Annotated in this window: 23 protein-coding genes and 1 tRNA gene; 11 read left to right on the top strand and 13 right to left on the bottom strand. The window is 63.1% G+C overall.

Annotated features, from left to right (window positions below):
* Positions 1-7: 7 nt before the first annotated feature.
* On the bottom strand, positions 8-370 hold the full coding sequence (locus tag MRBLMA1_RS13040) for a hypothetical protein (RefSeq protein WP_363737252.1): 363 nt from the start codon (positions 368-370) through the stop codon (positions 8-10).
* Between the two features lie 277 nt (positions 371-647).
* On the opposite strand from MRBLMA1_RS13040, the gene rlxS reads away from it, so the two are divergent.
* From rlxS to MRBLMA1_RS13025, 3 genes are all read left to right on the top strand, one after another.
* Entirely contained in the window at positions 648-2,708 is a 2,061-nt protein-coding gene (rlxS, locus tag MRBLMA1_RS13035) for a relaxase/mobilization nuclease RlxS (protein WP_363737251.1), read from the top strand.
* A 153-nt stretch (positions 2,709-2,861) separates the two neighbouring features.
* Positions 2,862-3,281 carry a hypothetical protein gene (locus MRBLMA1_RS13030; RefSeq protein WP_363737250.1) on the top strand — a complete coding sequence of 140 codons (420 nt, stop codon included), beginning with the start codon at positions 2,862-2,864 and terminating at the stop codon, positions 3,279-3,281.
* Positions 3,278-3,505: a helix-turn-helix domain-containing protein gene (locus MRBLMA1_RS13025; RefSeq protein WP_363737249.1), complete on the top strand. Its 228-nt coding sequence runs from the start codon at positions 3,278-3,280 to the stop codon at positions 3,503-3,505. Before MRBLMA1_RS13030 ends, MRBLMA1_RS13025 begins: the two co-directional genes overlap by 4 nt.
* A 137-nt stretch (positions 3,506-3,642) precedes the next feature.
* Here the strand turns inward: MRBLMA1_RS13025 and MRBLMA1_RS13020 are convergent, their stop codons facing one another.
* Positions 3,643-4,167, bottom strand: a complete 525-nt coding sequence (locus MRBLMA1_RS13020; protein ID WP_363737248.1) for a hypothetical protein — start codon at positions 4,165-4,167, stop codon at positions 3,643-3,645.
* Positions 4,168-4,421: 254 nt separating this feature from the next.
* Here MRBLMA1_RS13020 and MRBLMA1_RS13015 point away from each other — a divergent pair, with 254 nt between their 5' ends.
* Entirely contained in the window at positions 4,422-4,817 is a 396-nt protein-coding gene (locus MRBLMA1_RS13015) for a hypothetical protein (RefSeq protein ID WP_363736255.1), read from the top strand.
* A gap of 199 nt (positions 4,818-5,016) precedes the next feature.
* On the opposite strand, the gene MRBLMA1_RS13010 is transcribed toward MRBLMA1_RS13015, so the two are convergent.
* Together MRBLMA1_RS13010 and MRBLMA1_RS13005 are read right to left on the bottom strand one after the other, a co-directional pair.
* On the bottom strand, positions 5,017-6,267 hold the full coding sequence (locus MRBLMA1_RS13010) for a tyrosine-type recombinase/integrase (RefSeq protein ID WP_363737247.1): 1,251 nt from the start codon (positions 6,265-6,267) through the stop codon (positions 5,017-5,019).
* Positions 6,268-6,429: 162 nt separating this feature from the next.
* Positions 6,430-6,503, bottom strand: a tRNA-Cys gene (locus MRBLMA1_RS13005).
* A gap of 201 nt (positions 6,504-6,704) precedes the next feature.
* Between MRBLMA1_RS13005 and MRBLMA1_RS13000 the strand changes: the two genes are divergently transcribed.
* The 4 genes from MRBLMA1_RS13000 to MRBLMA1_RS12985 all read left to right on the top strand — a co-directional run bounded on the left by MRBLMA1_RS13000 (position 6,705) and on the right by MRBLMA1_RS12985 (position 11,654).
* Entirely contained in the window at positions 6,705-7,337 is a 633-nt protein-coding gene (locus MRBLMA1_RS13000; protein ID WP_363737246.1) for a protein-L-isoaspartate O-methyltransferase family protein, read from the top strand.
* Positions 7,338-7,356: 19 nt separating this feature from the next.
* On the top strand, positions 7,357-8,829 hold the full coding sequence (locus tag MRBLMA1_RS12995; protein ID WP_363737245.1) for a TolC family outer membrane protein: 1,473 nt from the start codon (positions 7,357-7,359) through the stop codon (positions 8,827-8,829).
* A 68-nt stretch (positions 8,830-8,897) separates the two neighbouring features.
* Complete coding sequence (locus tag MRBLMA1_RS12990; protein WP_363737244.1) at positions 8,898-9,389, top strand: DUF2497 domain-containing protein; 492 nt, start codon at positions 8,898-8,900, stop codon at positions 9,387-9,389.
* 210 nt (positions 9,390-9,599) lie between these two features.
* Complete coding sequence (locus MRBLMA1_RS12985) at positions 9,600-11,654, top strand: S9 family peptidase (protein ID WP_363737243.1); 2,055 nt, start codon at positions 9,600-9,602, stop codon at positions 11,652-11,654.
* A gap of 35 nt (positions 11,655-11,689) precedes the next feature.
* On the opposite strand, the gene MRBLMA1_RS12980 is transcribed toward MRBLMA1_RS12985, so the two are convergent.
* Entirely contained in the window at positions 11,690-12,406 is a 717-nt protein-coding gene (locus MRBLMA1_RS12980) for an alpha/beta fold hydrolase (protein WP_363737242.1), read from the bottom strand.
* A gap of 77 nt (positions 12,407-12,483) precedes the next feature.
* Here MRBLMA1_RS12980 and MRBLMA1_RS12975 point away from each other — a divergent pair, with 77 nt between their 5' ends.
* A complete protein-coding gene (locus MRBLMA1_RS12975) occupies positions 12,484-15,183 on the top strand; it encodes a valine--tRNA ligase (protein ID WP_363737241.1) in 2,700 nt (899 codons plus the stop codon).
* Between the two features lie 78 nt (positions 15,184-15,261).
* Positions 15,262-16,713 carry an MATE family efflux transporter gene (locus tag MRBLMA1_RS12970; protein WP_363737240.1) on the top strand — a complete coding sequence of 484 codons (1,452 nt, stop codon included), beginning with the start codon at positions 15,262-15,264 and terminating at the stop codon, positions 16,711-16,713.
* A 4-nt stretch (positions 16,714-16,717) separates the two neighbouring features.
* Here the strand turns inward: MRBLMA1_RS12970 and MRBLMA1_RS12965 are convergent, their stop codons facing one another.
* Complete coding sequence (locus MRBLMA1_RS12965) at positions 16,718-18,376, bottom strand: ATP-binding protein (RefSeq protein ID WP_363737239.1); 1,659 nt, start codon at positions 18,374-18,376, stop codon at positions 16,718-16,720.
* A 194-nt stretch (positions 18,377-18,570) separates the two neighbouring features.
* On the opposite strand from MRBLMA1_RS12965, the gene MRBLMA1_RS12960 reads away from it, so the two are divergent.
* Complete coding sequence (locus MRBLMA1_RS12960; protein WP_363737442.1) at positions 18,571-19,644, top strand: acyltransferase family protein; 1,074 nt, start codon at positions 18,571-18,573, stop codon at positions 19,642-19,644.
* Here MRBLMA1_RS12960 and MRBLMA1_RS12955 read toward each other — a convergent pair.
* The 7 genes from MRBLMA1_RS12955 to panB form a co-directional block, all read right to left on the bottom strand.
* A complete protein-coding gene (locus MRBLMA1_RS12955; protein ID WP_363737238.1) occupies positions 19,612-20,628 on the bottom strand; it encodes an LLM class flavin-dependent oxidoreductase in 1,017 nt (338 codons plus the stop codon). The genes MRBLMA1_RS12960 and MRBLMA1_RS12955 overlap by 33 nt on opposite strands.
* 197 nt (positions 20,629-20,825) lie before the next feature.
* On the bottom strand, positions 20,826-21,269 hold the full coding sequence (locus MRBLMA1_RS12950) for an Hpt domain-containing protein (protein WP_133652889.1): 444 nt from the start codon (positions 21,267-21,269) through the stop codon (positions 20,826-20,828).
* Positions 21,270-21,377: 108 nt separating this feature from the next.
* A complete protein-coding gene (locus MRBLMA1_RS12945) occupies positions 21,378-21,593 on the bottom strand; it encodes a sulfurtransferase TusA family protein (protein WP_363737237.1) in 216 nt (71 codons plus the stop codon).
* Entirely contained in the window at positions 21,580-22,947 is a 1,368-nt protein-coding gene (gene der / locus MRBLMA1_RS12940) for a ribosome biogenesis GTPase Der (protein ID WP_133652891.1), read from the bottom strand. Before der ends, MRBLMA1_RS12945 begins: the two co-directional genes overlap by 14 nt.
* A 117-nt stretch (positions 22,948-23,064) precedes the next feature.
* Positions 23,065-24,408 (bottom strand): PQQ-binding-like beta-propeller repeat protein, encoded by a 1,344-nt coding sequence (locus MRBLMA1_RS12935; RefSeq protein WP_414714731.1) that lies wholly within the window; start codon positions 24,406-24,408, stop codon positions 23,065-23,067.
* Positions 24,409-24,422: 14 nt separating this feature from the next.
* On the bottom strand, positions 24,423-25,121 hold the full coding sequence (locus MRBLMA1_RS12930) for a tetratricopeptide repeat protein (protein ID WP_363737235.1): 699 nt from the start codon (positions 25,119-25,121) through the stop codon (positions 24,423-24,425).
* 74 nt (positions 25,122-25,195) lie between these two features.
* On the bottom strand, positions 25,196-26,068 hold the full coding sequence (gene panB, locus MRBLMA1_RS12925) for a 3-methyl-2-oxobutanoate hydroxymethyltransferase (protein WP_363737234.1): 873 nt from the start codon (positions 26,066-26,068) through the stop codon (positions 25,196-25,198).
* Positions 26,069-26,071: the final 3 nt, after the last annotated feature.

Below are 26,071 nucleotides of genomic sequence, written 5' to 3'. Positions count from 1 at the left end.
CAGCGCGTCACGCCGCTTCCCTGGCTTCTATATCCAGCACCAATTGCCGCCCGTCATCATGCGGTTTGGCATGGATCGGACACAGCGTCTTGCTGCCACAGGCGAGCGTCATCCATTCGACTTTCCATTCAATCTGCGCACGGTCATGACGCCCCTCGCGCACGATCCTGACAATGGCCGCACCCTCCGCCGCGAGCGTGAAATGGCAGCGCCCGCTGCCAATATCATGATGGCCGCGCAGCAATGTCCCATCGGAAAAGGCGAAGGAAAAGCCGTCTGTCACCGCGCTGGCAGGCAGGTCGAATATGGTCTCGACATCGCCGCTCAGCCTCAGCCTGCCGCCGTCCATTGCCTCGATCTGCACGCCCATGCCTGGCCCTTCCCTGAGAATCGCTATGGGCCTGAGAATAGAACATATAGGGAACATAAGGAAGGGGTGCCGGGTTAGGAGATCGCAGCAAGATAAAGGCCGGCACGCTTCGTCGCATCTGCCCGGCCAAGCCTTTGTCTGCACATCCTTTTTGCTGGAGACGGCCTGTCTCCCGAGAGCCAGAAAACCGGCACTGTCTGTCCGCAAAGCCGCAGCAAAGCTGGACTTTCGCGCGAGATACTTGAGGCCTTGGGACCTTTCTCGCCATATCCTGACTATGGCACAGGATGACGATAGCTTCGAGCCCCGCGTCGGGCGTTCGCGGCGCAAGGGCGCCCGCCCGCCGCGTGCGGCTCGGCTGCGCTCGCAGATATTGAAGCAGGTTGCCCGGCGCGGCGGCAACCCGCGCCGTTTGGGGCTTGATGGGGCGGATTCTGGTCCTCGCTCCGGCCGCTTCAATGCACGGGGGCGCGGCGCGCGGATTGCGGCTGCCGTGCCGCGCGGTTCGGGCTGGTCCTTCGACCGGGGCAGCGGCATGCGGGTGCGGCCCCGGCGGGTGACGGTGAAAGCGCGGGTCGTGAAGCTTGCCGGCAAGGCCGGCGCCGTGGGGATGCATCTGCGCTATCTCGAACGCGATGGCGTCAGCCGCGAGGGGGAGCCGGGGCGCTTCTATTCGACGTTCGCGGACGAGGCCGATTCCAGGGCCTTTGCCGAGCGGGGTCTGGACGACCGTCATCAGTTCCGCCTGATCGTCGCGCCGGAGGATGGCCCGGCCTTCGATACGCTGCGCGATTTTACCCGCGATCTGATGGCGAAGATGGAAGAAGATCTGGGTACCACCCTCGACTGGGTTGCGGTCGATCATTTCGACACGGGACACCCCCACAGCCATATCCTGATCCGGGGCGTCACCGAGGACGGCAAGACCCTCCATATCGCAGGCGACTATATCGCCCATGCCATCCGCTATCGGGCATCGGAAATCATGACCCGGTCCCTGGGTCCGCAAAGCGAGATCGAGGTGCGCCAGCAGCTCGAACGCGAGGTGGAGGCCGAACGCCTCACCCGGCTCGACCGCATGCTAATGGCACAGGCAAAATATCATATCATCGACCTGCGCCGGATCGATGGGCTACAGGGCATCGATGCGGGCCAGCAGCAACTGCTGGTTGCCCGTGCGTGGGTGTTGGAGCGGATGGAGCTGGCGGAGCCGACCGGACCGCTCTCCTGGACGCTCTCCCCGCAGATGGAACAGACGCTGACCGACATGGGGATGCGCGGGGACATCATCCGCCTCATGCATCGGGAGATGACAAAGGAGAAGGAAGCATCCTCGCCCGATGCCGACCGCTATGTTGTCCATGGCATCGACCAGGTGCCCGAGCAGGTCACCGGTCCCATCATTGGCAGGGTGATGAAGCGGGGCGCAGCCGATGACGATCATGAGCGTCGCTATCTCATTGTCGACGGCATCGACGGGCGCAGCCACTATGTCGATGTCGGCACCAGCGCCGAACCCACGCCGATCGGCGGCATGGTGAGCCTGACGTCCCGGCAGGCCGAACCGCGCAGCGTCGACCGCACCGTCGCCCGGATCGCCGAAGCGAATGCCGGACGCTACAGCCTGGGCATTCACCTCAACCATGATCCCGATGCCAGCGAGGAATTTGTCGAAACCCATGTCCGGCGGCTGGAAGCGATCCGCAAGGTGACCGGCAAGCCGGAACGCGAAGCCGACGGGACATGGAAGATCGGTCCCGATCATCTCGACACCGTTCGCGCCTATGAGCAGCGCAAGCTGCGGGCCGAGCCGGTGAAGGTCGAGATACTGTCAGCCGCGCCGATCCTTCAGCAGACAGGCGTTCAGGCGGCCACCTGGCTGGACAGGGAACTGACCGCCAGCGACAGGGCGCCGATCGCCAGCAGCGGCTATGGTCAGGAGGTGCGCAAGGCGCTGGCGTTGCGCCAGCAATGGCTGGTCGATCAGCAACTCGCGGAGCGTCAGGGCGATGAAGTGATCTACCGCCGCAATCTGCTGCGCATTCTGCGGGAGCGGGAGGTGCGGGCCGTAGCCAACCAACTCTCGAAGGAAATGGGCCTGCCCTTTGCCGAGACGGTGCCGGGCGAACGGGTGGAGGGGACACTCAGGCGACGGATCGACATGACATCCGGCCGCTTCGCGCTGATCGAGCGCAGCCATGAGTTTACCTTGGTGCCCTGGCGTGACGAGCTGGACCGCCATGTGGGCAAGCAGCTTTCCGGACTGATGCGCGAGGACCGGCCGATCAGCTGGACCATCGACCGGGGCCGCGGCGGTCCCAGTATCGGCGGCATGTAGGGCCGAACTGGTCCGATTTGCTCCCATCTGCCCCATGTCCAGGCAGAGGCCGGACAGCCATCATCATCCATGGCAGCGGATCGCTCCTGTGTTCCCCCTTGCGCTGAGCTAATCCGCTGCCACCGGACATCAGCATGAGCAGGCCGACGCCCCATGAAAACCTACAAGACCCGGCACCAACTGTTCCTGCCCGAGGAGATGAGCAGGCGGCTCGAGCATCTGGCGAAAAGTTCGGGCCGGGCGCGGTCGGAGATATTGGTCGAGGCACTCGACGCCTGGTTCAACCGGCGGCAGGCGCCGAAGAGCGACGAAGCCATTGGCATTCGCCTTACCAGGATCGACCGCAACACCGACTGGCTGCGGCGCAACCAGGCTCTGGTCTGGGAGGTACTGGCGCGGATGGTCCGGCATCAGCTCGTCACCGGGGCCATGAACCCGGTTAGCGAAGCCGCACAGGCCGCAGGCGCCAAGCTGTTTGCGCAACTGATCGACGAGATTGCCGATCGGTTCGCGGGCAAGGCGCCGCCAGCCACCGACGATCCCATCATCCAAAAGCTGAGGAGTTTGCAATGAGCCGTGAACATCGACCGTTCAAGAATATCGACCTGCCGTCTCAGGACAGGATCGAGCCGATCACGGTGCGCATTCCCGATGCCTGCCGGATGCTGGGGATCAGGCGCAGCAAATTCTATGAACTCATTGCCGAGGGCGAGATCAGGACGCTCAAGCTTGGAAGCGCGACACTGGTCCCAGTCGAGGGGATCAAGGCATTGGTACGGCGCCTGGAAGATCGTTGATCTGATAGAAAGCGGTTCGACAGCAACGCGCCACTTGTAGCCGTCCAACGGGTATTTTCTGTTTCCTGGAACCGGTCGTTCGTTCAGGTTCAGGCGTTAGAAAAGCAGATAGTCGGCCGTCGACCAGAAATTGCCGTTCAATGGCGCAAGAGCCATGCCCGAAAGCGGTCCATAAGCGTCGGCTTTTGCAGCAAGCGAACAGCATCAGGTTCGGGGATGCCAAGCAGATAGGCAATCTCAGCAAATGAGATGTCGGGCTTTTCTCGACGTAAGTCTTCGGCTGTCCATACCAATCCCGGCGAACGACGGTCGAGAAATGTCCACGGTGTGCTCATGGTTCGGCCGATCCTTAAAACCTGCTCGTAGGTCATGAACTCGTCGGGCCACTGCCCATTTTCCACGGCGGCTTGCCGCACGGACGGCGTGATGCGGCGCAGATAGTGATTGTCGTAAATGCGCTCGTCGGATGCGATCATCCAATCCTGCGAACACTGGTGGCAGTTTGAGATATAGAGCCACCATTGATCGCCTCCATGCTCGACCAGCCGCTCAAAGGACGCAAACACGCGTTCATCCAAACCATCGGAACCCATCGGGACCACGGCAAGATCAGTCAGCGATCCACAATAGCAATCAGTGTCAGTTGAGGCTTCATCGGTCATGCTAGCGACATACTGTCGTTGCGGAACGGCAGCTATAGCGTTTTCAACTTCCAGAGCCGACAGTCCACTCACCACCCGTCCGGGTCGTCCCGGCGTCGTATTTGGTGCAAAGATAAACCGGACCGACAGCACCGGTGCGACTCGCCAAGCCTTTCATCCGACCCAATCGCCGCGATGGTGTGGAGAGCGGAATGACGGCTTGCGGCTAGGTGACAGCGCCTTGCAGACATTCCACTCTGAGCTAAGATCGTGTCATGCGTGAGCCAGATTTCCAAACCGACGGATGGTGCCTTGATGACGGTGAGGGTTACCACGCCGCTGCGCCAGAGACGTTTTGGATACCCGACCGGCAAAGGCGAGAAAACCTTAAACCCGGAGACCTTGCAAAGCTGATCTTTCGGATAAGCGTCGATGACGGTGATGAGAATGTCGCCGTGGAGCGGATGTGGGTTCTGGTCAGGGAGCGCATAGATGGCGGGTATCTGGGAATACTCGACAATGAACCCAGTGCCATCGCTGAGAACGATGAATTTTGGTTCGGAACAGAGCTTCCATTTTCCCCGAGGCATGTAATCAACATCGAAGAAAAAGACGAGAAAACCATCGCACTTGCGTGTCAGGAACCACGCAGGCGTTGGTCGACGCAATAGCTATGTCCGCTTTTGGAGAGTAAGGGTCGTGATTGGAACAGCAATTAATGGTCGACAGCCGACCGGCGGCTATTGCCCGCCTACCATAGTGCCGGGCCATGACAGCGGAAGGGCAGCTTTCTGCTTATGTCCGCCAATAACCGGACCGTCTCAAATCGGCCAGTTGCGGCCGCTATGCCATCGATTCCTCAATGGCAAATTATGATCCGCTATGCCCGAATTTCGGTCGCAAAACGGTAGCGCCGTCCCGTAGCTGGTCGAGATAATCTGACCAGTGCTGCATCATTCGGACCCGCTCTTCCCAATATTGCCCGCGCGCGTAGGCGCGGCGGATCGAATTTCCGTCTGCGTGAGCGAGCTGGCGTTCGATGGCGTCAGGGTTCCAGATACCCATCTCATTGAGGAGCGTCGCCGCCATAGCGCGGAAGCCGTGGCCGGTCATTTGATCCTTGGAATAGCCAAGCCGTCTTAGGGCAGCGTTGATCGTATTGTTCGACATCGGTCGATCAAGCGCCCGCAACGAAGGAAACAGAAAATCGCTGTACGCAGCGTCGTGGTCGATCTCGCTTATGATGGCGAGCGCCTGCCGTGACAGGGGGACGGCGTGCGGGCGGCGCATCTTCATTTTGAAGTCTGGGATCGTCCATACGCCCTTTTCAAAATCGAACTCCTTCCATTCAGCCCATCGCAATTCACCAGGACGAACAAAAAGGTGCGGAAGGAGGCGAAGGGCGATTCGGGTGAGGGGGCTGCCTTCGTAATCCTCAACGGCTCTCAGCAATGCGGTGGCTTCGGCGGCCGTCGTGACAGCGGCGCGATGTTGCTCTCGCGGTGTGATGAGCGCGCCGCGCAAATCCACGGCGATGTCACGCTGGGCGCGGGCGGTGGCGATCGCATAACGGAATACCTGGCTGCAGGTGCTGCGAATGCGGTTTGCCGTATTGTAGCGTTTCGTGGCCTCCTCCTTCTTCAGGACCAGGAGGAGCTCATGCGCTGAAATCTCGGTGATGGGGCGGCAACCGATCGCGGCGTAGGTTTTGCCCAGTAGCCATTTTGCTTTTTTAAGGGTGAGCGGCGCGGCACCCTCTTTCTCGATCTTGTCCAGCCATTCCTCCGCAATCGTCTCGAAGGTGTTGGTTGCAGCCAACGACTTGGCGATCTTGTCCAGCTTCGCCTGCTCGGCCGGATCGACTCGCTTCGCCAGCTTTCGTCGCGCCTCGAGAAGCATTTCCCGTGCGTCGCTCAGCATGATCTCTGGCCAGCGGCCAAATGACAGGGTGCGCTGCTGTCCGTTGAAGCGGTAGTTCATGCGCCAGTATCGGACACCGGTCGGCTTTACGAGCAGGTAGAGGCCATCACGATCGGAGAGCTTGTACGGCTTCTCCTTGGGCCTAGCGTTTTTCACCGCATTTGCGGTGAGGCCTGTTCTGCGACTGCTGCCTTCTGCCATGATGGACCTCCCAAGCGGTGCTCGGCGGGCGGTCCATCAACTGTACCCTCATTGTACTCGGAAGAGGATGGAGCCGGCCGGATTTGCCTGGCAAGTCTAGCACAAAAAACGGCAGAAATCAGCCATTTATCGGACGTCTGCGGACGTCTCTGGAAGCTGAAATGGAGGCCCGAGCCGGAATCGAACCGGCGTATACGGATTTGCAGTCCGCTGCGTCACCACTCCGCCATCGGGCCTCGGCGTGGGTGGCCGCAAATGTGCGGCTTTTGATGCAAAGTCAAGCAGCGCTGTGATATCGTAGCGCAAGATTCTGGTGTTGGAGCACGTAAAGCCGCTTGGCGTGGCTCGTTGGCTGATTTAGAGGTCCGATTTATATCTTTGCTGTATTGCTTTCCTAATACAGCTTTCCTAAAAGCTATCCCAGTCGAGGAATTGTCGTGACGGAGCAGAATTTTTCATCGATGCGGGCCGCCATGGTCGAAAGCCAGCTTCGCACCAGCGATGTGGATGATCAGCGCGTGATTGCGGCGATGGCGCATGTGGCGCGGGAGGAATTCGTGCCGGCTGAGCGGCGGGCCATGGCTTATGTCGATCGGCCGGTCCCGCTTGCGGGCGGTCGCGCGCTCAATCCGCCGCTGGTCACGGGCCGTCTGCTGAAGGAAGCGCAGATCGCCAAGGGTGACAGGGTGCTGTTGATCGGCGCCGCCACAGGCTACAGCGCGGCACTGCTGGCGACGCTGGGTGCGCAGGTCACCGCGGTCGAGGAAGAGGGCGGACCGGACATCGCGGTCGATGGCGTAACCGTGGTTCGCGGCCCTCTGAATGCTGGTTCTGCCGTTGGCGCGCCCTATGATGTGCTGTTCGTCGACGGCGCGGTGGAGGAAGTGCCCGCCGCGCTCGTTCAGCAGCTTGCCGATGGCGCGCGGGTGGTGACAGGCATTGTGGAGCGTGGCGTGACCCGCTTGTGCAGCGGTCGGGTGGTGTCGGGGGTGTTGGGTCTTTCCCGCCTCGCCGACATGGAAATGGTCGTACTTCCGGGCTTTGCCGCACCGGAACGATTTGTGTTCTGAAAGGGCCTATGGGGGGGACATGACAGCAAGATCTTGCCTTTCGGGGCGTAATGCCCTCATCCTGTTGCTGTCGGTGTCTTCTGCCATGGCCGGGACGGTTCATGCGGAGACCCTGCAGGGGGCTCTGGCCAAGGCCTATCGCTCCAACCCGACGCTTACCGGCGCGCGTGCCGGGCAACAGGCGACCGATGAGGGCGTGCCTATCCAGAAGGCGGCGGGGCGACCCTCGCTTGGAGCGACCGGGACCTATACGGAAAGCATTCTCAAGCCGACGATCAGCTTCACTTCGCCGCAGCGGACGGTGGATGCGAATGCCCAGTTGACCGTACCGCTTTATTCCGGCGGCGCCGTGCGTAACGGCGTGAAGGCGGCGAAGACCCGCGTGGCAGCAGGGCAGGCAGATCTTCGCGGGACGGAGGCGAGTGTCTTTTCCCGCGTGGTTGCCGCCTATATGGACGTGATCCGCGACAGTGCCGTGGTCGCGCTCAACCAGGCCAATGTGAGGGCGCTGGAGGTCAATCTCCAGGCGACAGGCGACCGTTTCGAAGTGGGGGACGTGACCCGAACGGATGTCGCGCAGTCCGAATCGCGATTGGCGCTGGCCCGCTCCAGCCTCCAGACGGCCGAGGCGAACCTGATCACCAGCCGGGAAAATTATATCGCGCTAGTCGGCGAGGCGCCGGACGATCTTCAGCCGCCGCCAGCGCTTCCGGGACTGCCGGCGTCCCCTGATGCCGCGGTACAGGTCGCACTGAAGGACAATCCGGATATCCTGGCCGCCGCCAAGAATCGGGAAGCGACGGCTTACGATGTCAATGTGGCCAAGGCAGCGGTATCGCCCACGCTCTCCGCCGTCACCCAGGCAGGTTACACCAATTATCTTGATACGCTGAGCGCCATGAACAGCGCCGACGGGTCGCAGGTCAACAAGCAGGCCTCGGCAGGCGTGCAACTCAGCATTCCACTCTACCAGGGCGGACGTCCGGCCGCGCAGGTGCGGCAGCGCCAGGCGCTCGAATCGCAGGCTATGGAGCAGGTGATCGAGGTCGAGCGCGGCGTGATCGCGCAGGCCCGTTCGGCTTATGCAAGCTGGCAGGCGTCGCTGGAGAGCATCCAGTCCAACCAGAAGGCGGTGGACGCGGCGAACCTGTCGCTGGAAGGCGTGAGAGCGGAAAATTCCGTCGGCAGCCGCACCATATTGGACATCTTGAATGCCGAGCAGGAAGCGGTGAACGCCAAGGTTCAACTGGTGACGGCGCGCCGCAACGCCTATGTCGCCGGCTTCAGCCTGTTGGCGGCCATGGGCCATGCCGAGGCGGATGACCTGAACCTCGAAACCGGTACGCTTTATGACCCGATGGTTAATTATGACCGGGTGAAGGGCAAATGGTTCGATTGGGATTTCGACCCAGCGCCAAAGGTTCAATCGACGCGGACCGTTGACTCCCCGGCGCAAAACGCCAATGTGGACCCCGGTTTGGCGCAGCCTTAACGCAATTTTAACCTCAGGAGCGTTCCTTGGTGGTATGGCGTTAACGGGGACAGGAATAGGGGTTAACCATGGGCGACATGAGCAAGGAACCCTCGATGGAGGACATCCTCTCGTCCATCAAGCGGATCATCGCTGAAGAGGGCGAGGAAGCGGTGCAGACCCTGCCACGCCGAGCACGCGGAGAAGCCGCGCAGAAGGTCCGGCCTGTTTCCGTGCCGGAGGCCCTGTCCGAACCAGCTGGCGACGAAGTGCTGGAACTGACCGACGAGGTTGCTGTGGAGGAACCCATGCCTGCTCATCGAACGTCCCGCGCGTCCCGGCCTGCTGCCGAGCAGGAGGGTGCGTCCATCCTGTCCGTCGAAAGCGAAGTTGCGGCCCGGCATTCCCTGTCCGCCCTGTCATCCATGCTCGTTACGCCCAGGGAAGGCGAAGACAATACGCTGGATGGGCTGGTGCGTTCGATGCTGAAGCCGATGCTGAAGGAATGGCTGGACGCGCGCTTGCCGCAGATGGTCGAGGACATGGTCGCCAAGGAAATCGCCCGAATCACGGGCCGCTGAGTCGAGACGCTCTGATTCGCGCCATTGCGAGGTGCGGTTGCTTGTCTCCCGCCGCAATCATGCTGAACTGACCGCGATCATTCGGTCTTTGTTATTTTATTACGCACCAGTGGCTGATCCTTGCGAGCCAGCCGGCGGCTGCCTACACCCTTGTTCATAGCTTCGTCGCCGCCGCGAAAAGCGGCGCGATCCGGTTCAAGGGTGTCATCGATGAAATCTCTTCTGCAAGCGGGACTTGGTGCTCTGGCTCTCGCTCAAGCGGCGTGGATCGCCGCGCCAGCCTCTGCCCGGCCATTCACGCCCGGCGATATGGTCGACCTGCGTCGCGTGTCGGCGCCGGCGCTTTCCCGCGACGGGCGATGGCTCGCCTATCAATTGCGAGCGACCGATCTTGCAGGGAACAGGGGAAGGACGGACCTGTATCTGCTGGACCTGAGCAAGGCGGGTGCGGCGCCTCGCATGATTGCCTCCCTCCCGGACAAGAATGAAAGCGCGCCAGCCTTTTCGACGGACGGCAGATCGCTCTACTATCTCTCCAACCGGAGTGGGGAAGACCAGCTTTGGCGGGTCGTCGTCCAGGACGGTAAGAGCGAGCAGGTGACGAAGGCGCCCGGCGGGATTTCGGGGTTCCTGCTCAGTCCGGCGGGTGATCGCGTCGCGCTGTGGGCAGACCGGCCCGTGGGTGCGAAGACCCTTGACGATGTAAAGGCCGCGCCCCCGCCCACGGCTGGCACGGGACGCGTCTATGACCAGTTGTTCGTGCGCCATTGGGATACATGGGCGGACGGGCAGCGCTCGCAGATCTTCGTGATGCCGCTGGATGGCGGCAATGCCGTGTCGGTCATGGGTGCGCTGGTCGGAGACAGCCCGTCCAAACCCTTTGGCGGTGCCGAAGAGATCGTCTGGAGCGTCGACGGCAAGACTCTGTTCTTCACGCTGCGCGAGGCGGGGCGCATCGAATCCCTGTCCACCAACCTGGATATTTTCGCGGTCCCCGCCGACGGGGCGGCGGCGCCCGTCAATCTGACGGACGCCAATGATGCGATGGACAGCATGCCCGCGGTGTCGCCCGATGGAAAATGGCTTGCCTATGCCGCGATGAAGCGGCCGGGCTATGAGAGTGACCGGCAGGTGTTGATGCTGCGCGACATCGCGACGGGCGAGACGAGGGCGCTGACCGAGGCGTGGGACCGATCGGTCGCGTCCATTGTGTGGGAAGCCGATGGCAGGGGCATTCTGGTTACCGCCGATGATGTGCTGGACCATCCGGTATTCCGCGTGGACGCCGCGTCGGGCAAGGTCACGCGGCTGACGCAGGCGGGTCATGCGGGCAGCGTCCTGCCGCTGCCCAAGGGCGGCTTCGTCTACACGCTCGACAGCATTCAGTCGCCCGCCGATTTCTGGAAGATGCCGGGCGGCAAGGGTAGGGCCGTTCGGTTGACCAGCGTCAATGGGGACAAGCTGGCCGGGGTCGACGATGTGTCGGTGCAGCGATACAGCTTCAGGGGCGCGAATGGCGACATTGTCTGGGGCCAGATCGTGAAGCCGAAGGGGATTGGGGGCAAGCTGCCGGTGGCCTTGCTCGTCCACGGCGGCCCGCAAGGCAGCTTCAACGACAGCTGGTCCTACCGCTGGAATCCCAAGCTGTTCGCTTCCCATGGCTATGCAGCGGTCATCGTCGATTTCCATGGTTCGACGGGCTATGGGCAGGCCTTTACCGACAGCATCAACAAGGATTGGGGCGGCAAGCCTCTGGAGGACCTGAAACTGGGTCTGGCGGCCGCCGCGGCGCGGGACGCGCAGGTCGACGCAGGAAACGGCTGCGCACTTGGCGCCAGCTATGGCGGTTACATGATGAACTGGATCGAAGGGAACTGGCCCGACGGCTTCAAGTGCATTGTCCAGCATGACGGCGTGTTCGACGCCCGTGCCATGGCTTATGAAACCGAGGAATTGTGGTTCGACGAATGGGAACATGGCGGACCCTATTATGAAAATCCGCAAGAGTTCGAAAAATGGAACCCGGTCAACCATGTGACCCAATGGAAGACGCCGATGCTGGTGGTGACCAGCGAAAAGGATTTCCGCATTCCCTACACGCAGGGACTAGCGGCCTTCACCGCGCTGCAGAGGCGAAACGTGCCGTCAAAGCTGCTGATCTTCCCGGACGAGAATCACTGGGTGCTGAAGCCGCGCAACTCGCTGCAATGGTATGACGAGGCACTGGGCTGGCTGGATCGGTGGACGAAGAAGCAGGACCGGTGAGACTTCTATGGGTCTGCGCTCCAAATTAGGGCGGATCAGGCGATAGCGCGGATGAAGCCGGTCAGTATCTCCGCCAGCTTCTCCGGCGCCTCGACAGGCAGCATATGGCCAGCGCCCTCCACCACTTCCAGCCGGGCATGGGGGGCGCGGTCGACCATCTCCTGATGTTGGGCCGGGGGAGCCCAATTGTCCTCGCTGCCGGTGACCGCGAGGATGGGGCAGCTTATGGACGCAAGCAGGTCCAATCGATCCGGCCGGTTGAGCAGAGCCTTCTGCTGGGCTGCGAAAATATCGGCGTCGGCGCGCAGTAGCATGTCGGTGATGCCCTCGATCAACGCCACATCCTCCAGCCGGTGCGGCGCCAACATTGGGGGCATCCACTGTTTCGCGACGCTGCCCATGCCCTCTTTACGGGCGAGATCGACCAGTTTCAGGCGCCCTTCCGCCTCATGCGCCTTGGGGCCGCCCGCGCCCGTATCCAGCAGCGCCAGTCCCACCATGCGGTCCGCCACCTGGTCCGCCAGCTCCAGCGCGACCCGGCCGCCCATGCTGTGGCCGATGACCACCATCTGACCGCTGACCCTGTCCGCGATATTCCGGGCCATGGCAGCCAGAGAATCGCAGCCGTCGGTGCGGGCGATATGGATGGAGCCAAGGCGGCTCAGCGCGCCGATCACGCCGTGCCAGACCCAGCCATCGTTCATCAGGCCGGGGATCAGTACGATGGTCAGCGGCTTTGGGGATGCGGTCACGGCTTTTTTGCCTCATGGACGGAGGAAAGATGCAGCGGATATTTGACGCCGCCGCCGCCTTGCGTAAAGGCCAGCCTATGACCGAATTGCCCAAGACCTTCGACCCCGCCGAAATCGAGTCCCGCTGGTACGCCCATTGGGAGGAGCGGGGGCTGTTCCGCCCGGCCCGGCCCGATGCTGAACCCTTCACCATCGTCAACCCGCCGCCGAACGTCACGGGCAGCCTGCATATCGGCCATGCGCTCGACAACACCTTGCAGGACATCGTCATCCGCTACGAGCGGCTGCGCGGCAAGGACGCGCTGTGGGTGGTGGGGACCGACCATGCGGGCATCGCGACGCAGATGGTGGTCGAACGGCAGATGGAGGCGCAGCAGGACAAGCGCACCAACTACACCCGCGAGCAGTTCGTCGAGAAGGTGTGGGAATGGAAGGCGGAAAGCGGCGGTGCGATCACGCGCCAGCTTCGCCGCCTGGGCTGTTCCATGGATTGGGCCAATGAGCGCTTCACCATGGACGAGGGCTTTTCGAAAGCCGTCATCAAGGTGTTCGTGGAATTGCACAGGCGTGGCCTGCTGTATCGCGACAAGAGGCTGGTGAACTGGGATCCGCGCTTCCGCTCGGCGATTTCGGACCTGGAGGTTGAGACGCAGGAGGTGAAGGGCGGCTTCTGGCACTTCCGCTATCCGCTCGCCGATGGGGTCAAGCTCCCCAGCGGGGTCGACCATATCGTGGTCGCGACGACAAGGCCGGAAACGATGCTGGCGGACATGGCGGTCGCGGTTCATCCGGACGACCCCCGCTACCGGGACGTCATCGGCAAGGACATCCTCCAGCCGATCACTGGCCGGCGTTTCAGGATAGTGGGCGACGAGCATGCTGATCCTGAACTCGGATCGGGCGCGGTCAAGATCACGCCGGGGCATGATTTCAACGATTTCGAAGTGGGCAGACGGGCGGGCTTCCGCGCCGCCGAGATGCTCAACATGTTCGATGCCGACGCCAATGTGACCCAGACCGCCGACGGGCTGATCCCGGATCGGTTCCTGGGGCTGCACCGCTTCCGGAAGGATGGCGTTGACGGCGCACGCGAATTGGTGGTGGCGGAGATGAAGGCGCTCGGCCTGCTGGTGCCGCATGTTTCGAAGAACAAGGAAGGCGAGGAAGTCCTCTCCGACGCAGAGCCGCGCACCATCCAGACGCCCTTTGGCGACCGTTCGGGCGTGGTGATCGAGCCGTGGTTGACCGATCAATGGTATGTCGATGCGGAGAAGCTGGCGGTCGCGCCGATGCAGGCAGTGCGCGACGGGCGGATCGAGATCGTGCCCAGAACATGGGAAAAGACCTTCTTCAACTGGATGGAGAATATCCAGCCCTGGTGCGTGTCGCGCCAGCTCTGGTGGGGACATCAGATTCCCGCCTGGTATGACGAGGACGGCAATCCCTATGTCGCGGAGAGCGAAGCAGAAGCGCAGGCGATGGCCGGGAACAAGGCGCTGGTCCGCGATCCCGACGTGCTCGATACCTGGTTCTCCTCCGCGCTCTGGCCCTTTGGCACGCTGGGCTGGCCAGAGGAGACCGAGACGCTCAAGCGCCATTACCCCAATGACCTGCTGATCTCCGGCTTCGACATCCTGTTCTTCTGGGATGCGCGCATGGCGATGCAGGGGCTGGAGTTCATGGGTGATGTGCCGTGGCGCAAGCTCTATCTTCACGGTCTGGTGCGGGCCGCGGATGGGCAGAAAATGTCCAAGTCCAAGGGCAATGTCGTCGATCCGCTGGGCCTGATCGACAGGTTCGGCGCCGATGCGCTGCGTTTCTTCATGGCGGCCATGGAAAGCCAGGGGCGCGACGTGAAGATGGATGAAAAGCGCGTCGAGGGCTATCGCAACTTCGCGACGAAGTTGTGGAACGCGGCGCGTTTCCTGCAAGCCAACGGCGTCGCCGCATCGACCAGCCATGAGGCACCCCATGCGGAAGCCCCGGCCAATCGCTGGATCATCGCGGAGACGGTGGCGACCGTCCAGGCGATCGACACTGCCATGTCCGAACTGCGGTTCGACGCCGCGGCCAACGCCATTTATCACTTCGTCTGGGACCAGTTTTGCGATTGGTATATCGAGCTTACCAAGGGCTCGATGGACGAGGAAACGCGCGCCGTCGCGGGTTGGGCGTTCGACCAGATCCTGGTGATGCTGCATCCGTTCATGCCCTTCATTACCGAAGAGTTATGGAATCTGACCGGCAGCCGCGAAACAGAACTGATCGTCGCCCGCTGGCCGCAGGCGCTCTATGCCGTCGACAGCGAGGCGCAGGGGGAGATCGATTGGCTTATCCGGCTGATCGGCGCGATGCGGACGGCGCGCACCGAACTGAACGTGCCGCCCGGCGCGAAGCTCAGCGTGGTCGTGCATGACGCGGCCGAGGAAACCCGCCGCCGCATCGATCGCCAGGGGGCCGCATTGGCGCGTCTGGGCCGGGTGGAAAGCCTCTCCTTTGGCGATAGCGTCACGGGCGGCGCGGCGCAGATCGTGGTGGACGAGGCGACCTTCATCCTGCCGCTGGAAGGCGTGATCGACATCGCCGCCGAGAAAGCGCGGCTCGCCAAGGCCTTGGCGGCGGCCGAGAAGGAACGGGATTCGCTGTCCGGGCGTCTTTCCAATCCCAGCTTCGTCGAGAAGGCCAAGCCCGAGGCGGTGGCCAAGGCGCGCGAGGATCATGGTGAAAAGGCGGCAGAGGCGGAAAGATTGAAGGCGGCGCTGGAACGGCTCGCCTGACCGGCGAAGGAATCTGACCGGGAGTCACCGGGTCAGCCAGATGGTGCGAGTTGTCATCCGCAAGGGACAGGAGGGTTCATGGTTGCAGGGGAACAGCGGGCCAGAGACCTGACGCAAGGACCGATTGCATCGGCGTTGCTGCTGTTCGCCATCCCGACATTGGCGTCCAACATCCTCCAGTCGCTGAACGGATCGATCAACGCCATTTGGGTCGGCCGTTTCCTGGGCGCGCAGGCGCTAGCGGCGACCGCCAATGCGAACATCACCATGTTCCTGATGTTCTCCGTCGTGTTCGGGTTTGGCATGGCGTCGACGGTGATGGTTGCGCAGGCGGTAGGGCGGAACGATCTTGACGCGGCGCGCAGGGCTTTCGGATCGGCTGTTGGTTTCTGCACCCTGCTGGGTCTGGTCGTAGCGACCGCCGGATGGATCGGCGCGCCGGCCTTGTTGAGGCTGCTGGCGACCCCGGCGGAGGCGTTCGACCTTGCGCTCATCTATTTGCGGGTGATCTTCGTCGCCATGCCCGCTTCCCTGCTGAGCGTCATGATGATGATGGGCCTGCGCGGAACGGGCGATGCGCGAACGCCGTTGATCTTCATGCTCGTGAGCGTCGGTGTCGATCTGGTCCTCAACCCCGTGTTGATCCTGGGTCTTGGCCCGATTCCGGCCATGGGAATCGGCGGTTCGGCGGCTGCCACGGCGGCGGCGGGCGTGATCAGCCTTATCGGCATCATCCTCTACACCTATGCGAAGGATCTGCCGCTGCGGCTGCGCGGACGGGAACTGGCATATCTGCGCCCGGCGCCGGACCAGATGCGGCTTCTGTTCGGCAAGGGGCTGCCCATGGGATTGCAGATGATCGTCATGTCCACGTCGGGACTGGTGATGATCGGCCTCGTCAATCGCGAGGGGTTCCTTGTCACAGCGGCCTATGGCGCGGCCCAGCAGATCTGGACCTATCTCCAGATGCCGGCCATGGCGATGGGCGCGGCGGTCAGCGCCATGGCGGCGCAGAATATCGGCGCTGGCCGATGGGATCGGATCGGCCGCATCACCGGCTATGGCATGGGCTATCTGTTTCTGATCACCGGCACGATGGTCGCTGTTATCCTGCTGTTCCACGCGCCGTTGCTGTCGCTGTTCCTGGGACAGAATGAGGCAGCGATCGCCGCTGCCTGGCACATGCAGCTTCTGGCGAGCTGGAGCTTCATGCTGTTCGGCGGCACGATGATCCTGTTCGGGGTGATGCGGGCCAACGGCGTGGTGGTGCGGCCGTTGCTGATCCTTGTGTTCACTCTCTTCGCAGTGCGGCTGGGCTTCTACCATCTGGGCTATCCGCATCTGGGTGCGGATGCCCTGTGGCTGAGTTTTCCTGCGGGTTCGGCTGCTGCCTTCCTGCTTGCCGGGCTGGTCTATCTGCAGGGTGGCTGGCGGAAGGCGAAGCTGCTCGTTCCCGTGAACCAGGAAGAGTGCCGCGAAAGCGTCCAGGCGGAGAGCGAACCAGCCGGGCGGGTCGTCCCGGCGGGATAGAAGCCTATCGCCCCTGGCTGCGCCAGCGCGTGATGGTGCGCGCCAGTATCTCCGCTTCTCCGCCCGACTGACGCCAGAGTTCTGTAAAGCTCGGATCGCCCGAAGCGGGACGACGTGCTTCCTCCAGATTGTCCAGCGCCACGCGGATCGGCACGGCGACGCCTTCGCCGCAGATGATCGCTTCCCGGTTGCGCAGCGCGGGGATGGAATCGAGGAAGCCGCGCGCGCCTTCCGGCATGGCAGCCTTCACAAATGCCTGGTCGCGGTCATTGTTGAGGCGCATGGAGATGATCGTGCCGCATTGCGACAGCACGCCTTCCGCAAGGTCCGACGGACGTTGGGTGATAAGGCCCAGCGACACGCCATATTTACGGCCTTCCTTTGCGATCCGTTCCAGGATGCGGCGAACGGCCTGCCCGCTGCCGCTGGTGCTGCTGGGGATGTAGCGATGGGCTTCCTCGCAGACGAGCAGGATCGGGCGCTGTGGCTCGTCCCGCGCCCACAGCGCATAGTCGAACACCAGCCGCGACAGCACCGACACCACCACGGAGGTGATGTCGGACGGCATGGACGACACGTCTATGATCGAGATCGGCTTGCCGCCGGAGGGCAGGCGGAAGATCTTGGCAAGGAATTCCTGCATCGAATCCGCGACCAGCATGCCGGAGAACATGAAGCTGTAGCGTGGATCGCTCCTGATCTCGTCGATCTTGGTCTTCAGCCGCATATAGGGCAGCGATCCGGTGCCCTTGTCCAGCTTCCCCATCTCGTTCTGAAGGATGTTGGTGAGATCCGACAGCATATAGGGCACAGGTGAGTCGACGGTCAGCCGGCCAATGCTCTCCGCCAGCCGGTTTTTCGACCGCGCGGCAAGCAGGCATTTGGCGAGGATGTCGCAATCCACCGTCCGCTCGGAGCCTTCCGAGGTGACGAACACCTCGCAATGCTCCTCGAAATTCATCAGCCAATAGGGCAGGGCGAGGTTGTTGACGTCGTAGACCGCGCCATTCTGGTGGAAGGCGGCGCCATATTCGCCATGGGGGTCGATCATCACGATATGGCCCTGCGGCGACAGGTCGCAGATGCGGTGCAGGATCAGTGCGGCGCTGGTCGATTTGCCGGTGCCGGTCGAACCCAGCAGGGCGAAATGCTTGCCCAGCATCGAATCGACATAGAGCGCAGCGCGGGTGTCGGACGTGGGATAAACGGTGCCGATCTGCACATGGGGCCGGTCGTCGGCGGAATAGATCTGCTGCATGTCCGCGCTCGACACCGGATAGACCTCCGTCCCCGGCGTCGGATAGCGGGTCACGCCGCGGCGGAAGCGGTAGATCCGCCCCGTCAGCTTCTCTTCATCGCCTTCGCCCAGAAAATCGATGTCGACAATGATGCTGTTGCTGTCCTGCCGGTCCATCGCCATGGCGCGGACGCTGGCGATCAGCCAGACGGGGCCAACGCGCATCTTGACCTGGCTGCCGACCTGCCCCGCCATGGCGAGCGAAGGGTCGGGATCATGCGCCAATGACGCAATGCGGGCAGCGTCGATGATCAGTTGCGAACTGGATCCGGCGATCTGGAAAACCATTCCCATGGCATCGACAGGAGCCTGGAAGACATGCGGCTGCGCGCCGGCAAAATGGTCTGCACCGTGCATCTGGGTCATGAACCTGCTTTTCCCTCGACCGGACGGGATTCCGGCACGTTGGATCGATTTAACCGGCGACCGGTAAAGATTCTGCTTATCGCCTGCCCATGTTGTTGGTGCGGCCAGTCTGGCGCCGTGTTGGTCAGAGGAAATGCGTGTCAGGCTTGGCTGTTGAAACATTGACCGAAAGTCGGGGATATCCTGTGTCGCGGATGCCGATGACCGACGTGGCGCGGCAATCCGATGCGATTTCCATCGCGCGGGTGATCTGTATTCTGGGCGTGGTCTATGTACATGCATGGACAGGCCTTAACGGGCACGATCTGGAAAGCCTGCGGGGGACGCCACAGGACAGCTTGCGCTGGGGCCTGATGGAGGTTTTCGGGCGCAGCGCCGTACCTTTGCTGGGATTGATTTCTGGCTGGCTGGTCGCGGGATCGTCGCGAACGCATGACTGGCTGCGTCATGTCGGGCGCAAGGCGCGGACAATCCTGCTGCCGATGATCCTGTGGAATGCGCTGGCGATCCTGCTTGTGTCGGGTGCGGCCTGGGTGCTGGGCCTGTCGGCGCCAGTGCCTTCGTCCGGCGACTGGATGTTCCAGGAACTGTTCATCGTCAGCCGCAATCCCGACATCAATGTGCAGATGCCGTTTTTGCGCGACCTGTTCCTGTGCATGCTTGCGGCCCCCCTGCTCGTTCGCCTGCCCGGCTGGGCGCTGGCCATGGTCGCGGCGATGGCGGCGCTGTGCCAGATCATGGGCTGGGGACCGCCAGTGCTGATGCGAGCGTCGATCCTGTTCTTCTTCACCATGGGCATCATCGCACGGCGCGAGGGGCTGGCAAGCCGGATGTCGGCGCTGCCCTGGATCGTTGCGGCGCCGCCCTTTGCGCTGTTGATGACGGCACAGCTTTATATGTCCTTGCATCCGGGCGTCTTGCCACCGGGCATCGGGACGGGCGTGCTTGACATGATGGTGCGGATCGCGGCTGCGCTGTTCTTCTGGCGATTGGCCTGGTCGCTGGCGGCCAGCGCGGCACGGGGAATGTTGCTGCGAATCGAGCCGTTCGCCTTCTTCCTGTTCTGCTCACACCTCATTCTGATCTGGCTGGGAGGGCCGGTGTTGGGTCAACTGTTCGGAAAGCTGGGATCGCCCTTCTATCCGGCCTATCTGCTGGTTCAGCCGCTGTTGGTGCTGTTGGTCGTGGTGATGCTTGGATCCATGCTCAGCCGCGCCGCACCAGGGTTGGCGAAGCTATTGAGCGGGGGCCGGCTGATGTCTGTCTGACGCCGCCTGACCGGCTGCCATGGCGATCTCCAGACTGCGCTTGCGTGCAGCCAGATCGTGAATCTGGCCGCCGATGATGATTTCATCCACCTGAGTGCGGCGGATGAAGGCCGCCAGGTCGCGCTCCACATCGGCTTGGGTGCCGATGGTCGAAGCGCTCAATACATCGGCTAGCATCGCCTGCGCCTGCGGGGGCAGGCTTTCATAATAGCCGGGAACGGGCGGTTGTAGCTTGCCCGGCTGCCCGGTGCGCAGTCGAACAAAGGCCTGCTGCATGGATGTTGCGATCAGCCTGGCTTCGTCCATCGTATCGGCGGCGAAGACATTGTAGCCCGCCATCACATAAGGATGTTCAAGCTGCGCCGAGGGCTGAAAATCACGGCGGTAGATGGCGATGGCCTCGTCCAGCGCGCCGGGCGCGAAGTGCGAGGCGAAGGCGTAGGGCAGGCCAAGCGCGGCGGCCAGTTGCGCGCCGTAGAGGCTGGAGCCGAGGATCCAGAGCGGCACATCCTCTCCTGCGCCAGGCGTTGCCCGGAAGCCGAGGCGCGCGTCGCCGGCGAAATAGGCCTGCAATTCCATCACATCGCGCGGGAATTCGTCGGGTCCGCCGCTCAGCGTTCGTCGCATCGCCTGCGCCACGCGCTGGTCGGAGCCGGGAGCGCGTCCTAGGCCGAGGTCGACGCGGCCCAGGAAGAGTGCGGCGAGCGTGCCGAACTGCTCAGCGATCAGCAATGGTGCATGATTGGGCAGCATGATGCCGCCCGCACCGATTCGAATGTGGCTGGTGGCCCGTCCGATATGCGCCAGCACCACGGCGGTCGCGGCGGAGGCGATGCCCGGCATGCCATGATGTTCCGCCACCCAGTAGCGGTGGAACCCGAGGGTTTCGGCATGGATGGCAAAGGCAGCGGCGCGGTCCAGCGCTTCACCGGCAGTGCTGCCTTCGTTGACGGGGACGAGGTCCAATACGGAAAAACGGGTCATGGCCAGCATATGGGGACATGACCCGTTTTATTTCAATACCTAATGGGGGCGGACGCCCGGAGCGGTTTTCGATCCGATTGGACCAGAACGACCACCCTATCCTTGTGGTGCCGCCATTTCTTGACCGTCAGATGATGCGATCCGAGTGGAAATCGCTCCACGCATGGTCCGGCGCCTGCGCCTGCCTGACCGCGCAATCAACCCGCGGCGCGGCCGAATCCGGGGGCGGGACTGTCGACGCGTCTGCCAAAGCCCTGCGGGCGGCGCGCGACGAGTGGATTTGCGTCGCGGTCGAGCAGCGCCATCGTCTCGGTGAAACAAGGGCGCAGCGCAACCACGTCCTCGATCAGTTCATCGGGCCCTTCCCGGCTCTCGACGCAGCGGCGAGCGACCATCTCTATCTTCTCGGCCAGGACGCTCAGTCGATAGGCGCCGAATTGGCCCGACTCGCCCTTCAGCGTGTGCGCCGGGGTGACCAGTGCAGCGGCGTTGCGGGCGCGAAATGCCTCTTCGATCGCGCTTATCGCCTTTTCGCCATCCTCGCGGAAATAGCCCAGGATACGGAGGAAGGCGGTGCCCAACTCCGAACGGGATTTGGCAAAATCCGTCCAATTGACCAGTTCGGCCTCTTGATATGACACCCTGACACTCCCTGCCTTGCCGGGGGCAGCATAGAAGAAGAGCGTAAATAGGGGGTTAAGTCGCGAAAGATCGAAAGCCCCATATAATCCAGTGCCGTCCCACGGGCGTCATGGCGATCTGGAAATCTCGAAAAGCGAGGCACCAGTGGCGGTGAATTGCCAGCCCTGCTGCCGCGCCAAAGCCTCCAGTTCCGCCGGCGCGATCGGATCGTCGGCCTCCACCGTGACCGCATGTCCCGAACGCATCGCCCTTGCCACGCGCAGGGCGGGCCAGGGGCATTTCATCCCCCTGGCATCGATATGCACGGTCTCACTTGCTGGCATAGGGATTTTTGGCGCTGCGCAGCGTCAGGCGCACCGGCACGGCGCCAAAGCCGAGTTCCTTGCGGATGCCGTTGACGAGGTAGCGGCGATAGCTTTCCGGCAGCTCATCCAGCCGGGTGCCGAACAGCACGAAGGTCGGCGGGCGGGTCTTGTTCTGGGTGATGTAGCGAAGCTTGATCCGCTTTCCGCCGGGAGCAGGGGGCGGATTGGCCTCCAGCGCGCGTTCGAACCAGCGGTTGAGGATTCCGGTCGACACGCGCTGCGACCAGGCGGTGCGTGTTTCGAAGGCGACGCGGATGAGATCGTCCAGTCCCTTGCCGGTGGAGGCTGAGACGGTCATGATCGGTACGCCGCGTATCTGCGCGAGGCCGTCGGATAACGCCTGCTTGATGCCCTGATAGAGCGCCGAGCCGTTTTCCACCGTATCCCATTTATTGAGGGCAATGACGAGGGCGCGGCCTTCCTCGATCACCTTGTCCGCGATGCGCAGGTCCTGCGCCTCCAGCCCGCGGGTGGAGTCAAGCAGAAGCACCACCACTTCGGCGAAGTTCACAGCGTTCAGGCCGTCCGAAACCGCCAGCTTTTCCAGCTTGTCCTGCACCTTGGCGCGCTTGCGCATGCCGGCGGTGTCGATCAGGCGGACCGGGCGTTCCTGGCCGTCGGCGCTGGTCCATTTCCAATCGACCGCGATGCTGTCGCGGGTGATGCCCGCTTCCGGGCCGGTCAGCAGGCGGTTTTCGCCCAGCAGGCGATTGATGAGGGTCGACTTGCCCGCGTTGGGGCGGCCGACAATGGCCAGTTTGAGCGGTGCGGATTCGATGTCGGCTTCATCGGGTTCGGCCTCCTCCTCCTCTTCCTCGCGGTCGATATAGGGCAGGAGAGCCTGGAAAAGGTCGGCCAGGCCCTGACCATGTTCGGCGGAAAAGGGGATGGGATCGCCCAGGCCCAGGCTGAACGCTTCCATTACGCCGTCGTCGCCCGCCTTGCCCTCTGCCTTGTTGGCCATCAGCACGACGGGCGCGTCGCCTTCGCGCAGCCAGCGGGCGATTTCCTCGTCCAGCGGAGTCACGCCTGCGCGGGCGTCCACGACGAACAGCGCTACGTCGGCATTTTCCACCGCCGCCTGGGTCTGCATGCGCATCCGGCCGGGCAGCGTCTGCGGATCTTCATCCTCATAACCGGCGGTGTCGATGATCGTGAAATCGATACCGAGCAGGTTGGCCTGCCCCTCTCGCCGGTCGCGGGTCACGCCGGGCTGGTCGTCGACCAGCGCCAGCTTCTTGCCGACGAGCCGGTTGAAAAGGGTGGACTTGCCCACATTGGGCCGCCCGACAATGGCAATGGTGGGCAGCATGAGAGGCCCTGTTCCTTTAAACTATGAGTGCTCCTGCGGAGACGGGAGCCCAGTCCAGGCGTTGGAACTGGGCTCCCGTCTCCGCAGGAGCACGGTTATCTAGCATTATCGATGGCGTCAGCGAAACGCCGTCAGCTTTCCATCGTCCGCCAGGATATAAAGCGTGTTGTTCGCGACGACCGGCGACAGCGACATGGATTTCTTCAGGTCGACTTCGGCCTGGACCTTGCCGGTCGTCGGATCGACATAGTTGAGGTCGCCATGGGTCGATACCAGGATCAGGCGGCCGCCAGCCAGCACCGGTCCGCTCCAGCGGATGGCCTTGTCCTTCTTCTTTTCCTTCTGCCAGCGGCGAAGCTGGCTGATCCAGCGGATCTTGCCGGTGGCGCGGGCGACGCAGAGCAATTTGGCGTCGCTGGTCACCGCGAACACCCATTCGCCCACGACCGCAGGCGTCGAGATGCCGGCGATGTTGATTTCCCAAAGCCGCTGGCCGCTCACCAGTTCATAGCTCGCCATGCGGCCGCCCTGACCAATGGCGAACACCCGGCCGCGATCGATAACCGGATCAGCATCAATGTCGGTGAGAGTGGCGACGGCCGTGGAAATGCTGGTGCGCGAAAGCGCATCGCCCCACAGCGTCCGGCCATTTTCATAACGATAGGCGGTGAGTTCGCCCGAACTGTAGCCCGCGATCACCGTGCCCTGCGCGGCGGCCGGCGCGGCGACGCCGAAAATGCCGGTGACCTGCAGCGTGCCGCTGTCCGTCCACTGCACTTCGCCATCGCTCTGGTTGAGGGCGAAGATCTGATTGTCCTGGCCCATCACATAGACATGGCCGTTGGCGAGCGTTGGCGCGCCCCGCAGCGGGCCGCCGGGGCGCTTCTTCCACAGGACAGCGCCTGTATTCGCATCCATCGCGGCGACATCGCCGACGCCGGTGCTGGCATAGAGCTTTCCGTCCACCACGCTGACGCCGCCGCCGAACAGGGCGCGGCCGCTGCCTTCGGCAGGGAGGGCGGTTTGCCAGAGCTTCGCGCCGCTGTTCGCGTCGAAGGCGATTACCCGCGCGTCAGCGTCGATCACATAGAGCTTGCTGCCCACGACCACCGGACTGGACGCCAGGCGGGCCTGGGGCGTGCTGCCGGCGATGGAGGTGGTCCAGGCTTGCGAGGGGGACGCCCCGAGCGCCAGATTGCCCATGGTCTTGGCGGGGCTGCCGCCCGGCTGCGACCATTGATCGTTCACATAGGGTTCGGGCAGGGTCACCGGCACGTCGGCCAGCGTCGGGTCGACCTCCACCCCCTGTTCATTGCTGAGGATCGAGGTGCGCTTGCCGACCACGGGGGTCTTGGGCCCGCCCTTCTTGCCGCCAACAATGCCGCAACCTGCGAGCAGGGCGATCATCATGGCAACGGTCAGGGCGCGGCTGGCGCCAGAAAATTTCGTCATGCTGTGCATTCCCATGCGCCCAATCATTCCTGTCCGGCCACAACCGGCGTTTCGACTGCGTCCACACCCAATAAGCCCGCCATCTGTCGCGCGCGTGAACGGATCGACTGGGGCACGTTCCTGTCCTTCGCCATGGCGGCGAACAGCGGCCCGGCAAGGTCGGGCTTGCGCATCTTCATATAAGCGATGGCGACCAGTTCCCCGGCGCTGCCGAACCAGGGCGCGCCCTCCACGGCGAGGGGCTTCAGCCGGTCGATCACCTGTTGCGGAGCCAGGCTTTCATATTCGAGCGTGGTCTGACGGATGAGGGCGAGGTCGCGATAGGGCTGGTCGAGCGAACTGTCATCGGCCATCGCCTTATAGGCGGCGATCGCAGCCTTGCTGTCGCCCTTGCGCGCGGCGGCGCCCGCCTTCACCAGCAGAGCGGAGGCGCGAAAGCCGGGCTGGCTCGCCTGGGTGAGCTTGTCCAGTTCCTTCGCATCGGGGGTGCCGCCGCCGACGGCGGTAGCGATCACCTTGTCCATTTCCTCGGACACCGCCTGCGATTGCGTCCTGGTATAATGCTGCCAATAGAGCCAGCCGCCGAAGGCAGCGAGGCCGATGATCACCGCCGCGACGATCCAGCGGCCAAAGCGCTGCCAGAAGGTCAGCAACTGGTCCTGCCGGACGGCCTCGTCGACCTCGCGCATAAAGGCTTCGCTGTTTTGCGGCGTCAGGGCCACTTGGGTCTCCAGAAATTCATCAGAAAAGGCAGGCGGAAGGCGCGATCATTAGCGGCGCTATTGCTTCGCGCAAATCACTTTTTGGGCCGATAGACCTGATCTTCGGTTGGAAAGTGCCGGTTTCGGACATCCGCCGCATATTGGGCAGCGGCCTTTTCGATGGTTTCCGCGATATTTTCATAGCGCTTCACGAAGCGGGGCACGCGATCGAACATGCCCAGCATGTCCTCCGCCACCAGCACCTGCCCGTCGCAATGGGCCGAAGCGCCGATGCCGATCACCGGCACGTCGACGCTGTCGGTGACGGTGATGGCGATGTCTTCCATCACGCCCTCCAGCACCATGGCGAAGGCGCCGGCCTGCGCCACGGCGCGGGCGTCGGCGATGATCTTCGCATGCTCTTCCTGGCTCTTGCCGCGCGCGCCATAGCCGCCCAGCGCGTTTACCGCCTGCGGGGTGAGGCCGATATGCGCCATGACCGGAATGCCGCGCTGGCTGAGGAAGCTGATGGTTTCCGCCATGGCGACCCCGCCTTCCAGCTTGACGGCCGCGCAACCAGTTTCCGCCATGACGCGGCTGGCGCTGGCAAAGGCCTGTTGCGGGGAGGCTTCGTAGCTGCCGAAGGGCATGTCGACCAGCACGACGCTGTGATAGCTGCCGCGCACCACGGCGGCGCCATGGGCGATCATCATGTCGAGCGTGACGGGCAGGGTGGAGGGGAGGCCATAGATCACCTGCCCCAGCGAATCACCCACCAGCAGCATGTCGCAATGCGAGTCGAGCAGTTGCGCTTGGCGAGCAGTATAGGCGGTGAGCATCACCAGCGGTTCCTGCGTCTTCCCTTCGAACTTGCGGCGCTGGATGGCGGGCACCGTCAGGCGCTTCATCGGCGCGGGCGTCGGATTGGCGCGGCTGGTCGACGTGTCGAGCGTGAAGGTCGTGGACATGGC

The organism is Sphingobium sp. LMA1-1-1.1, assembly GCF_040676365.1.
In the GTDB taxonomy this organism is placed as follows: domain Bacteria; phylum Pseudomonadota; class Alphaproteobacteria; order Sphingomonadales; family Sphingomonadaceae; genus Sphingobium.
The sequence above is the reverse complement of the archived record's forward strand: the minus strand, read 5'-3'. Positions and strand labels throughout refer to the sequence as shown.

Bases quoted from the DNA above. Each gene is read 5' to 3' on its own strand.
- MRBLMA1_RS13040 (WP_363737252.1), bottom strand. From the start codon at position 370: ATGGGCGTGCAGATCGAGGCAATGGACGGCGGCAGGCTGAGGCTGAGC.
- rlxS (WP_363737251.1), top strand. From the start codon at position 648: ATGGCACAGGATGACGATAGCTTCGAGCCCCGCGTCGGGCGTTCGCGG.
- MRBLMA1_RS13030 (WP_363737250.1), top strand. From the start codon at position 2,862: ATGAAAACCTACAAGACCCGGCACCAACTGTTCCTGCCCGAGGAGATG.
- MRBLMA1_RS13025 (WP_363737249.1), top strand. From the start codon at position 3,278: ATGAGCCGTGAACATCGACCGTTCAAGAATATCGACCTGCCGTCTCAG.
- MRBLMA1_RS13020 (WP_363737248.1), bottom strand. From the start codon at position 4,167: ATGACCGATGAAGCCTCAACTGACACTGATTGCTATTGTGGATCGCTG.
- MRBLMA1_RS13015 (WP_363736255.1), top strand. From the start codon at position 4,422: ATGCGTGAGCCAGATTTCCAAACCGACGGATGGTGCCTTGATGACGGT.
- MRBLMA1_RS13010 (WP_363737247.1), bottom strand. From the start codon at position 6,267: ATGGCAGAAGGCAGCAGTCGCAGAACAGGCCTCACCGCAAATGCGGTG.
- MRBLMA1_RS12995 (WP_363737245.1), top strand. From the start codon at position 7,357: ATGACAGCAAGATCTTGCCTTTCGGGGCGTAATGCCCTCATCCTGTTG.
- MRBLMA1_RS12990 (WP_363737244.1), top strand. From the start codon at position 8,898: ATGGGCGACATGAGCAAGGAACCCTCGATGGAGGACATCCTCTCGTCC.
- MRBLMA1_RS12985 (WP_363737243.1), top strand. From the start codon at position 9,600: ATGAAATCTCTTCTGCAAGCGGGACTTGGTGCTCTGGCTCTCGCTCAA.
- MRBLMA1_RS12975 (WP_363737241.1), top strand. From the start codon at position 12,484: ATGACCGAATTGCCCAAGACCTTCGACCCCGCCGAAATCGAGTCCCGC.
- MRBLMA1_RS12970 (WP_363737240.1), top strand. From the start codon at position 15,262: ATGGTTGCAGGGGAACAGCGGGCCAGAGACCTGACGCAAGGACCGATT.
- MRBLMA1_RS12965 (WP_363737239.1), bottom strand. From the start codon at position 18,376: ATGACCCAGATGCACGGTGCAGACCATTTTGCCGGCGCGCAGCCGCAT.
- MRBLMA1_RS12960 (WP_363737442.1), top strand. From the start codon at position 18,571: ATGCCGATGACCGACGTGGCGCGGCAATCCGATGCGATTTCCATCGCG.
- MRBLMA1_RS12955 (WP_363737238.1), bottom strand. From the start codon at position 20,628: ATGACCCGTTTTTCCGTATTGGACCTCGTCCCCGTCAACGAAGGCAGC.
- MRBLMA1_RS12945 (WP_363737237.1), bottom strand. From the start codon at position 21,593: ATGCCAGCAAGTGAGACCGTGCATATCGATGCCAGGGGGATGAAATGC.
- der (WP_133652891.1), bottom strand. From the start codon at position 22,947: ATGCTGCCCACCATTGCCATTGTCGGGCGGCCCAATGTGGGCAAGTCC.
- MRBLMA1_RS12935 (WP_414714731.1), bottom strand. From the start codon at position 24,408: ATGCACAGCATGACGAAATTTTCTGGCGCCAGCCGCGCCCTGACCGTT.
- panB (WP_363737234.1), bottom strand. From the start codon at position 26,068: ATGTCCACGACCTTCACGCTCGACACGTCGACCAGCCGCGCCAATCCG.